5 protein-coding genes, 1 tRNA gene and 1 pseudogene are annotated in these 10,190 nt (G+C 65.2%); 3 read left to right on the top strand and 4 right to left on the bottom strand.

The window, feature by feature from the left end; genetic code table 11:
• The 3 genes and pseudogenes from GPJ75_RS18915 to GPJ75_RS18905 all read right to left on the bottom strand — a co-directional run.
• Positions 1–271 (bottom strand): annotated as a pseudogene (locus GPJ75_RS18915) (hypothetical protein); the annotation flags it as partial.
• A gap of 501 nt (positions 272–772) precedes the next feature.
• Positions 773–849, bottom strand: a tRNA-His gene (locus tag GPJ75_RS18910).
• 223 nt (positions 850–1,072) lie between these two features.
• Positions 1,073–1,522 (bottom strand): phasin, encoded by a 450-nt coding sequence (locus GPJ75_RS18905; protein WP_159592955.1) that lies wholly within the window; start codon positions 1,520–1,522, stop codon positions 1,073–1,075.
• Positions 1,523–1,776: 254 nt separating this feature from the next.
• On the opposite strand from GPJ75_RS18905, the gene GPJ75_RS18900 reads away from it, so the two are divergent.
• The 3 genes from GPJ75_RS18900 to GPJ75_RS18890 all read left to right on the top strand — a co-directional run bounded on the left by GPJ75_RS18900 (position 1,777) and on the right by GPJ75_RS18890 (position 7,974).
• Positions 1,777–4,956, top strand: a complete 3,180-nt coding sequence (locus tag GPJ75_RS18900) for a PAS domain S-box protein (protein WP_163270146.1) — start codon at positions 1,777–1,779, stop codon at positions 4,954–4,956.
• A gap of 178 nt (positions 4,957–5,134) precedes the next feature.
• Positions 5,135–6,193, top strand: a complete 1,059-nt coding sequence (locus tag GPJ75_RS18895) for a Fe(3+) ABC transporter substrate-binding protein (RefSeq protein ID WP_163270144.1) — start codon at positions 5,135–5,137, stop codon at positions 6,191–6,193.
• Between the two features lie 80 nt (positions 6,194–6,273).
• The gene (locus GPJ75_RS18890) at positions 6,274–7,974 is read left to right on the top strand and encodes an ABC transporter permease (RefSeq protein ID WP_163270142.1); all 1,701 of its coding nucleotides are present in this window, start codon (positions 6,274–6,276) and stop codon (positions 7,972–7,974) included.
• Between the two features lie 218 nt (positions 7,975–8,192).
• Here GPJ75_RS18890 and GPJ75_RS18885 read toward each other — a convergent pair whose 3' ends face one another.
• Complete coding sequence (locus GPJ75_RS18885; protein WP_163270140.1) at positions 8,193–10,151, bottom strand: acetoacetate--CoA ligase; 1,959 nt, start codon at positions 10,149–10,151, stop codon at positions 8,193–8,195.
• Between the last annotated feature and the right edge of the window lie 39 nt (positions 10,152–10,190).

Raw genomic sequence — 10,190 nt, 5'->3', positions numbered from 1 at the left:
TGCCGAGGCTGCGCAGGAGCGGCACCGGGCTTGCGGGCCTCTGTTTGCGCGGGGGCGGCAGACAGACGGTGAGACCGCGCGCGGCGGCCTCGGCCGGGCGCAGCAGGCTGAGGATGGCGCGCCAGAGATGGCGGGGCAGGGTCTTTCGAGGCTCGCCCTCGGCCAGCACCTCGGGATCAGGCCCCACGGCCGGCCCGGCCAAGGCCACGAGCGATGCGACGATGCGCTTCAGCGCCTCGCGATCCCGCTCGATTGCCGCAGTTCCGTCCATCGCCCACTCCTTTCGTCCAAGTGGCGGACGCCCACTCCTTTCGTCCAAGTGGCGGATTATCGCACGGGTCGGGAGGGGCGTGAATGGGAATAGGAAAACATTCCTGACAGATGCTGACAGGGTGCGCCATGCGCCGGGGGCGAAGGCGCGGTTGCGTGGCGGGATGGATTGGCGTGGCAAGGCATGGTGCAAGGCCCCCTCTCTTGCGATTTCTAAGGCTTAGCTTCGCTAAACCTAAGAAATCGCTTTCTCCCCCACCAAGGGGGAGATAAGGCGGCATCGGCGCTCCCGCTAATCGCCAACACCGGGGATCAGCCCAAATCCTCACCGATTCGGTCCAGCTTCGATAGGCATTACCAAAGTAAATAGAGTGGCACGGGCAACGCGCCCCGCTTCCCACGTTCTTTGACATAGCCCGGCGGGCAAACCCCGCGCGGCAACGGATAGGTGTGGCTCGACCTTGCCGGCCGAAACCATTTGCGAATGTGGATTTTCGAGAAATGGTACGGTTGGGTGGATTCGAACCACCGACCTCAGGAGCCACAATCCTGCGCTCTAACCAACTGAGCTACAACCGCATGGCGTCGTGCGACTGCCGCGTCATTACGGGCAAACGGACGCTTTTTCAAGTGCCATGCGCGGGTAGGCTGCGAAGCGGTGCAAAAAAGAAAAGACCGGGGGGAGGGACCCGGCCTTTTCAGGAAAGGGCTGGCGGGAGGAGGAGGAGATGCCAGCCCAATGTTCTTGCGAACGGGCCGGATATAGGCCCGTGCGCGAAAGTTTTCAGCGCGACCGTTCGCCTCAGGCGGCGGCCTGCTTCAGCGCCTTCTCGAAGGCGTCCTTGACCGGCTTGGTGACCTCGGTGGCCGCCTTCTGGGAGATCGCCTGGAACTCCTTGGCCTGGTCGGCGGCGAGTTCCATCTGCTTGCGCAGGAAGGAGCTCTGCAGCTCGATCACCTCGGAGAAGGAGGAAGCGCCAACCAGCGCCTCGAACTGGGCGAAATTGGCCTCGGCGCCAACGCGCATGGCGGCGATGGACTTCAGAACCAGCTCGTCGCCCACGGACTTGGCGTTCTCAAAGGAAGCCTCGAAAGCCTTGCGGGCATCCTCGGCGCCGGACTTCATCTTCTCGTAGGTCTCGCGGGTCTGCTCGGCGCTCTTCTCGGCGAAGCTGCGGAACTGCTCCGTTGCCTTGGAGGCGTCGAAAGTGGGGAACTCGGTGCCTTCCGGCTTGTTGCTGGTCTTGCTCATGTGTCGATCCTCTTGTCTACTGTGGGCGGCTCTCTGGACGGCCCCGAACTGAATGTGAGCCTAATATAACACGTATTTTGTGCATTGCAACATTTTTGTTGCGGCGCAGCAATCGGAGGCGACGGGCGGGGATTAACCAATGGACGAATTGAAGCTGTCGACAAATGCGGGGTTTGTGGACGGGCGCTTGCCGTGCTCTTATTACTAATGACTGGTTAATCTTGGGCTCACCAGCGGAAAATGGTTCGATCTGAATGGCGTCGGCGTATTCGTTCCTCGACATAGCGGTTCTCGACGAGGTGCGCGAACGGTTCGCCGCGGGCGACGCGCTGGCGGTGCTGTCCGTCGATCTTGCGGAAATCGTCTGGGCCAACGGCCCCGGTGCGGCGTGGCTCGGCTATTCCGATATCGAGGCGGCGATCGGCAGCGCGCCGCGGCTTCCGGCTGTGGCGCTGCGGCAGGTCGCGGCCGCGCCGGGCTTTCCCGATATCGGCCGCGACAGGCCGCTTGCCCTCAGGCTGGCTGGCGGCTTGAAAAGCCAGATCGTCACCCTGCAGGCAAGTGCGATCGCGTTGCCGCGCGGCGAAAAGGCCCTGCTTCTGGCCCTCCCCTCGCCGGCTCCTGAAAAGGAACGGGCCGAGCGTATCGTCGCCGGTTTCGACGAACCCGGCCACTTCGCCGCCCTTCTCGACGAGGAAGGCAACGTGGCGGCGGCATCCGAGGGCTTCGAGGCGCTGGGCGTGACAGTGGACACGCTAAGGGCGCTGATCGAGGAGGTGCACGGAGAAGAAGACCGGCTGGTCAAGAAGCCGATCGCCGGCGCGCGCCGATTTCCCGCCGGCATCGCCCGCCTCACCGACGTGCCGGCCACACATCTGCTGGTCGTGGTCGACGAAGGTACCACCCCTACCGATTTGGCAGTGGACGACGCAGATCTGGCCGAGAGCGCGCCGGAGGCGCCGCAAGCGATGGAGCCCCAGCCGCGCGCGGCGGAGCCGGAGGAACCGGCCCCTGCGCCCGTTGCGGAGGAGCCCCTCCCCGCCGCGGAACGCCGCGGCACGGAAAGCCGCCCCGAGAGCGAAACGCACGCCGCGCAGACGGTTCGTTTCGCTTGGCGCACGGATGCGGAGGGCCGCTTCTCCGCCATTTCGGATGGGTTTGCCGAAGCCATGGGAGCGCCCGCCGCCGATATAATCGGCCGCACCTTCCGCGAGGTCTCCAATGCCTTCGGGCTGGACCCGACCGGCTCCATCGGCCGCCTTCTGGAGCGGCGTGACACGTGGTCGGGCCGCACCGTCATGTGGCCGCTCTCGGGCACGGAATTGAAGGTGCCGGTCGATCTCGCCGCCCTGCCCGTCTACGGACGTGGGCACACCTTCGAAGGTTTCCGCGGCTTCGGCATCGCCCGGCTGGGCGAGGCGGAGGCCGATACTGAAAAGATCGGCATGGCGCTCACGCCTTCCGCTCCGGAAGACGAAGCCCAGGATCTTCCGCCCGCGGAAGATGGCGAGACGCAGGAAGCGCCTCCCGAAGCCGTAACCGACCCTTTCCTGGGCGAGACGCCGGCCATCAGCATCTCCGACGGTCCGGAGCGGCGCACGACGGATAAGGTCATTCGCCTCGCCGAGCACCGCGAGGATACGCGGGAGACGCGCCTGTCGGCTTCCGAACGCACGGCCTTCCGCGAGATCGGCGAACGGCTGCGGCGGGCCAGCGAGGCGGCGGCCGCGCGGGCGGCGGAGGTGAGCGAGGCGGAAGAGCCTGAAGCGGCGGAGGAAGCTCCCGTTCTGGAGGAGACCACGGCGGAGGAGACGGGGCTGGAGCCCGTGGGCACCGCGAATGCCGCGGCGGAAATGCAGGAGCAGGCGGCCGAGCCTGACGAAGAGCAGCAGGCGCTGCCACCCGATTTCACCCCCTCGGCCTTTGCTCACCCTGCCCCGGAGCGCCGGGAGAAGACCGCCGATACCGGCCTTCTGACGCATCTGCCGCTGCCCATCCTCATCCATTCGGGCGACCGGCTGCACTATGCGAACCGGGAGTTCTTCACCTTCACCGGGTACGAGGATCTTGCCGCACTCGAGGCTGTCGGTGGCATCGGCGCGCTGTTCGAAGAACCGCAGGACAGCGCCGAGGAGGCGCCGAGCCGCACCCTGCGGCTGACCACAGCGCAAGGCGCGGACATCCCGGTGGAGGCGCATCTGCAGTCGGTGCCGTGGGAGAACGGGAAGGCGCTGATGCTGGCACTGCGTCCGGTGCGGGAAGGCGCAGGCGAGAAACCGGAGGGCGCCGCGCCGCGGGCCGAGGATGCCGACGAAGTCGAAGCGCGCCTCATGGAGATGCGTGCCATCGTCGACACGGCAACGGACGGCATCGCCGTCATCGCCGACGACGGCACCATCCGCTCCATCAACCGGCCGGCCGAAGCGCTGTTCGGCTTCGATGCCGAGCATGTGACGGGCAAGCCCTTCAGCTCGCTTTTCGCCATCGAGAGCCAACGCACGGTGCAGGACTATCTGGCCGCCCTTGCAGACAACGGGGTGGCGAGCGTCTTGAACGACGGCCGGCAGGTGATCGGACGCGAGGCGCAAGGGCGCTTCATCCCGCTTTTCATCACCATCGGCCGCCTGCCGAACCACAGCGGCTACTGCGCCGTCCTGCGCGACATCACCCACTGGAAGCGTGCCGAAGAGGAACTGACCCAGGCGCGCGCGCAGGCCGAACGCGCCTCTTCACAGAAGAGCGGGTTCCTCGCCCGCGTCAGCCACGAGATCCGCACGCCGCTCAACGCCATCATCGGCTTTTCCGAACTGATGATCGACGAGAAGTTCGGCCCCATCGGCAACGAGCGCTACCGCGACTACCTGCGCGACATCAACCGCTCCGGCAACCACGTGCTCGACCTGGTGAACGACCTCCTGGACATCTCCAAGATCGAGGCCGGACAGCAGGAGATGCAGTACGAGGCCGTACCGCTCAACGAGACGCTGGGCGAGGTGGTCGCCATGATGCAGCCGCAGGCAAACAGCGAGCGCGTCATCATCCGCTCCAGCTTCGCCTCGCGGCTGCCCGACGTCGTCGCCGACTTGAGAAGCGTACGCCAGATCGCCCTCAACATCCTGTCGAATGCCGTGCGCTACACGCCGGCGGGCGGCCAGGTGATCGTTTCCACTGCCTACGACCTGGACGGCTCCGTTGTGATGCGGGTGCGCGATACGGGCCTGGGCATGAGCTCGGCCGAGATCGACGAGGCGCTGAAGCCCTTCAAGCAAATCAGCACCTTGCGCCGCAAGCGCGGCGACGGCACCGGGCTCGGCCTGCCGCTGACGAGAGCCATGGTCGAAGCCAACCGGGCGCAGTTCGCCATCACGTCGAGGCCCGGCGAAGGCACGCTGGTGGAGATCACCTTCCCGCCCACGCGGGTGCTGGCGGATTGACCTTTGCCGCCGATAACCTGACAATCGTAGTTTAGAATTATTCTAAACTACTGATTTCGTTGCCTTTCCCTTGACCCAAATACCGCTTTCCCTCATTAGAGGGCCGCGGAGAGGCAGTTCCTCCGCGGTTTGAAACCTCTTGCTGGGACCTTGCCTCCCAGTACACGGGAGAACGATGATGTTTGATACTTCCTCCAAGCTGAGAGTGGGTCTGGCGGCCCTTTCCGTCGCCGCCGGCGCTTCGCTGTTTCCGCTTTCCGCGCAGGCCGAAGGAACGGTGAATATCTACACCTACCGGCAGCCCGACCTCATCAAGCCGCTGCTGGACGCCTTCACCGAGGAGACGGGGATCGACACCGAGGTCCTGTTCCTGGACCAGGGCCTGGAAGACCGCATCGCCGCCGAAGGCGAGAATTCGCCCGCCGACGTTATCCTGACCGTCGATATCGGCCGTCTGGTCAACGCCAAGGAAAAGGGCGTCACCCAACCGGTGGTCGACAACCAGACCATCAACGAGAACATTCCCGCGCAGTACCGCGATCCGGAGGGCCACTGGATCGGGCTCACCACGCGCGGCCGGGTCATCTATGCCTCCAAGGACCGTGTCGAGCAGGACACGATCACATACGAGGAGCTTGCCGACCCGAAGTGGAAGGGCAAGATCTGCATGCGCAGCGGGCAGCACAATTACAACATCGCGCTCTTCGCCTCCATGATCGCCAATCTCGGCGAGGAGCAGGCCGAGGAATGGATGAAGGGCTTGAAGGAGAATCTGGCGCGCAAGCCAGGCGGCAACGACCGTGGCCAGGCCCAGGCCATCTATGCCGGCGAATGCGACCTCGGCCTCGGCAACACCTACTATGTCGGCCTGATGATGAACAACGACGAGGAACCGGAGCAGAAGGAGTGGGCGGACGCCATCAAGGTGCTGTTCCCCAACTCAGAGGACCGCGGCACCCACGTCAACATCTCCGGCATGGCGCTCGCCAAGCACGCGCCGAACAAGGAGAACGCGCTCGAGCTGATGGAATTCCTGTCAAGCGCCGAGGCCCAGGCCATCTACGCCGAGGAGAACTACGAGTATCCGGTTCTGCCCAGCGCCGAGGTCTCCGAGACGGTGCAGTCCTTCGGCGAGATCAAGCCGGACACACTGCCGCTGGCGGACATCGCCGCGCAGCGTAAGGCAGCGTCGGAGATGGTCGACCGCGTCGGCCTCGACGACGGCCCGGCAAGCTGAGGCTGCGGCCGACAGTCGAGACAAAGAGCCGGGCCGGGACGACCGGTCCGGCTTTCGCATTTTAGCCCGTTCGGCATCCGATGAGCAGCTTCACCCTCAAGGCGCCGCTTTCCCAGCCCACCGCAAGCGCGGGTAAGACGCGCCGGCAGCGCCATCCTGCGGCGCTCGCCATCACGGCGCTGGTCGCCGCTGCCGTTCTCCTGCCGATCCTCGCCGTCATCGTCATGGCGTTTTCCGGCACGGGCGCGGACTGGCCGCACCTGGCGCGCTACGTCCTGCCGCAGTCGGTGACGACGACTTTCGTTCTGCTCGCCCTGGTGGCCTTCGGCAGCAGTGTCCTCGGAGTGGGCTGCGCCTGGCTGGTGGTGGCCTACGAGTTCCCGCTGCGCCGTACGTTCGCCTGGGCGCTGGTGCTGCCGCTCGCCGTGCCGCCTTATCTCGCGGCCTACGCCTTCGGCGAATTCTTCCACTATGTGGGGCCGGTGCAGACGGGTATCAGAACTCTTTTCGGTTTCACGCGGCCCGGCGACTACTGGTTTCCCGATATCCGCACCACGGCGGGTGCGGCCATCGTCATGACCTCCGTCACCTTTCCTTACGTCTATCTGACGGCGCGGGTCGTCTTCGTCATGCAGGGGCGCAATATTGCCGATGTGGCGCGCACCCTTGGGGCCGCGCCCGCTCGCGTCTTCTGGCGCGTGCTCTTGCCCGTCGCGCGGCCGGCCATCGTCGCCGGCGTTGCGCTGGTGCTGATGGAGACGGTCAACGATTTCGGTGCCGTGCAGTATCTGGGTGTGCGGACGCTGACGCTGGCAATCTATTCCACCTGGCTCAACCGTGGCAGCCTGGAAGGGGCGGCGCAGATCGCCGTCGTCATGCTGTTCCTCGTCTTCATCCTGCTGACGGCCGAGCAGATGGCGCGGCGCAAGCAGCGCTTCCACTCGGCGCGCGGAACGCAGATGAAGGCGCGGCCGCCGCGTATCGCGCTTTCCGGGTGGCGGGCGTGCGGCGCCTTTGCGGTGGCGCTCGTTCCCATCCTCGCCGGCTTCGGCATCCCGCTTGCCGTCTTCGGGCGCTACGCGCTGAACCGGCTAGACCAGTTTGCCGAACCGGCCCTGGCGGAAGCGCTGGTGACCAGCATCGGCACCGCGCTCGCGACAGCCGTCCTGGCCATCGCCGTCGCCCTCCTCCTGCTTTATGCGGCGCGGCTGGTGCGCACGCGCCGAATGGTGTTCCTGGTGCGCTTCGCCACCATCGGCTATGCCATGCCCGGCACCATCCTGGCGCTCGGCCTGCTCATATCGCTGGCGCGGTTCGACAATTTCATCGACGGGCTGGCGCGCGAATATATGGGATTGTCCACCGGCCTGCTGCTGACCGGCTCGGCCGCGGCGGTTGTGCTTGCCTGTGCCATCCGCTTCCTGGCGCTTGCCGAAGGCGCCGTGCAGGCGGGGCTGGAGAAGCTTCCGCCAAACCTCGACGAGGCAGCACGCAGCCTCGGCCGCTCGGCGCCAGCCAGCGCTGCGACGATCCTGCTGCCGCTCTTGAAGCCGGCCATCTTCACCGCCGGCATCCTCGTATTCGTGGACACGGTGAAAGAGCTTTCGGCGACCATCCTCTTGCGCCCCTTCGGCTTCAACACGCTGGCAACCTACGTCTACGAGAACGCCTCGCGCGGCGCGGTGGAAGAAGGTGCCATGGCCGCTCTCTTCATCATCGCCACGGCCATTGTGCCCGTCATCCTGCTTTCCGGCCCCTTGATGCGCGACCGGGATCTCTGAAATCCATAAAAGAAACGCCCCGGAAGGGGCGCTGTCGAGTTGATTGGGTGCTGTCAAAACGGGGCTTGGCGAACGCTCGGGCCGCAGTGGCGCGGCTGGTCCGACAAGTTGCCCGCGACTATCGGTGTCATTCATTAACGGGACCTTACCGGTGCGCACCAAATTTTAACCGAGTGTCCCAGCCCTGAAATCTCGGTAAATTTCGCGGCAAGCATTCGTTAACCCTTGAGCGCCGGCAGGTCGCGGAAAAGCTCCAGCGCCTCCGGGTTGGCCAACGCTTCCTTGTTCTTCACCTCGCGGCCGTGCACCACATCGCGCACCGCAAGTTCGGTGATCTTGCCCGACTTGGTGCGCGGGATGTCCTTTACGGCGACGATCCTCGCCGGCACGTGGCGCGGGCTGGCGCCGGTCCTGATCTTGTCGCGGATCGCCTTCTCGAGCGCCTCGTCGAGCGCCACCCCCTCGGCAAGCCGCACGAACAGCACCACACGCACGTCATCTTCCCACTCCTGGCCGATGCAGAGCGCTTCCAGGATCTCAGGCAACTGCTCGACCTGATTGTAGATCTCGGCTGTGCCGATGCGCACGCCGCCGGGGTTGAGCGTGGCGTCCGAGCGACCATGGATGACGATGCCGCCATGAGCCGTCCATTCGGCGAAATCGCCGTGGCACCAGACGTTGTCGAAACGGTCGAAATAGGCGCTGCGGTACTTCGCGCCATCCGGATCGTTCCAGAAGCCGATCGGCATCGATGGGAAGGCCTTGGTGCACACAAGCTCGCCCTTGCCGCTTTCGAGCGGGCGCCCCTCGTCATCCCACACGTCGACGGCCATGCCGAGGCCGGCCCCTTGGATCTCGCCTATCCAGACAGGCAGCAAGGGCACACCCAGGACAAAGCAGGAGACGATGTCGGTACCGCCGGAAATGGAAGCCAGATGCGCGTCCTTCTTGATTGCGCGGTAGACGAATTCGAAGTTCTCCGGTGCCAGGGGCGAACCGGTCGAGGAGATGACGCGGACGCTGTCGAGGTCGTGCGAGGTAGCCGGCTCCAGCCCCGCCTTGCGTACGGCATCGATGAACTTCGCCGACGTGCCGAAGTAAGTCATCTTCTCGGCTTCGGCGAAATCGAACAGCGTGTTGCCGTCGGGATAGAAGGGCGAGCCGTCATAGAGGAGGAGCGTGGCGCCGGAGGCGAGCCCCGAGACCAGCCAGTTCCACATCATCCAGCCGCAGGTGGTGAAGTAGAAGAAGCGGTCGCCGTCCTGAAGCCCGGCGTGCAGACGCTGCTCCTTCAGGTGCTGGATCAGCGTGCCGCCGGCCGAATGGACGATACATTTCGGGATGCCGGTCGTGCCGGAGGAAAACAGGATATAGAGCGGGTGCGCGAAGGAAAGCCGCTCGTAGGCGATCTCCGCCGGCGTGAAAGGCAAAAGCGCGTCTTCCAGCGCTACCGCCCTTTCGATGCCGGCCGCTGTCTCCCGTGCCTTACCCAGATAGTCGACCACCAGTGCCTTCCTGACGCCTGGCAGGGCGGCAAGGATTTCCGCCGTCTTGCCGGCCACCTCGAAAGGCTTGCCATTGTACCAATAGCCATCGGACGTGATGAAAAGAACTGGCTCGATCTGGCCGAAGCGGTCAAGCACCCCGCGTGACCCGAAATCGGGTGAGCATGACGACCATATCGCACCCAGCGAGGCGGCGGCCAGCATCGCGGCGACCGTCTCCGGCATGTTGGGCATCATGGCGGCGATACGGTCGCCGGGTTTCACGCCCTCCGCCTTGAAAAGCTGCTGCAGGCGCGAGACGAGAGCGCGCAGTTCGTCCCAGGAAAGGCGGCGAGCCACCTTGTCCTCTCCGCGAAAGACGATGGCGTCTTCCGCGCCGGATTTCCTTAAGAGGTTCTCCGCGAAATTGAGCTTTGCATCGGGGAAGAAGGATGCGCCCGGCATCTTCTCGCCGTCGACCAGCACCCGCTCGCCGCGCTCGCCGACGATGCCGCAGAAGTCCCAAACCAGCGGCCAGAAAGCCTCCCGCTCCTCCACGGACCAGCGGTGAAGCGAATCGAAATCGGCGATGGGTCGGCCCGATGCTTTCGCCGCCGCCTCCATGAAGACCGACATCGGCGCGCGCCGAAGCTGCTCGGCGGACGGTATCCACAACGGCTTTTCTTGCTGCATCGCGATCCTCCTCGTCGTGCCGGTTATGCCCTTGGCGCA

Origin of the sequence: Chelativorans alearensis (assembly GCF_010993735.1) — a bacterium.
Taxonomy (GTDB): domain Bacteria; phylum Pseudomonadota; class Alphaproteobacteria; order Rhizobiales; family Rhizobiaceae; genus Chelativorans; species Chelativorans alearense.
This window is presented reverse-complemented; position numbering and strand designations above follow the sequence as displayed.

Excerpts from the sequence above, each read along its gene's own strand:
- GPJ75_RS18905 (WP_159592955.1), bottom strand. The coding sequence starts at position 1,522 with ATGAGCAAGACCAGCAACAAGCCGGAAGGCACCGAGTTCCCCACTTTC.
- GPJ75_RS18900 (WP_163270146.1), top strand. The coding sequence starts at position 1,777 with ATGGCGTCGGCGTATTCGTTCCTCGACATAGCGGTTCTCGACGAGGTG.
- GPJ75_RS18895 (WP_163270144.1), top strand. The coding sequence starts at position 5,135 with ATGTTTGATACTTCCTCCAAGCTGAGAGTGGGTCTGGCGGCCCTTTCC.
- GPJ75_RS18890 (WP_163270142.1), top strand. The coding sequence starts at position 6,274 with ATGAGCAGCTTCACCCTCAAGGCGCCGCTTTCCCAGCCCACCGCAAGC.
- GPJ75_RS18885 (WP_163270140.1), bottom strand. The coding sequence starts at position 10,151 with ATGCAGCAAGAAAAGCCGTTGTGGATACCGTCCGCCGAGCAGCTTCGG.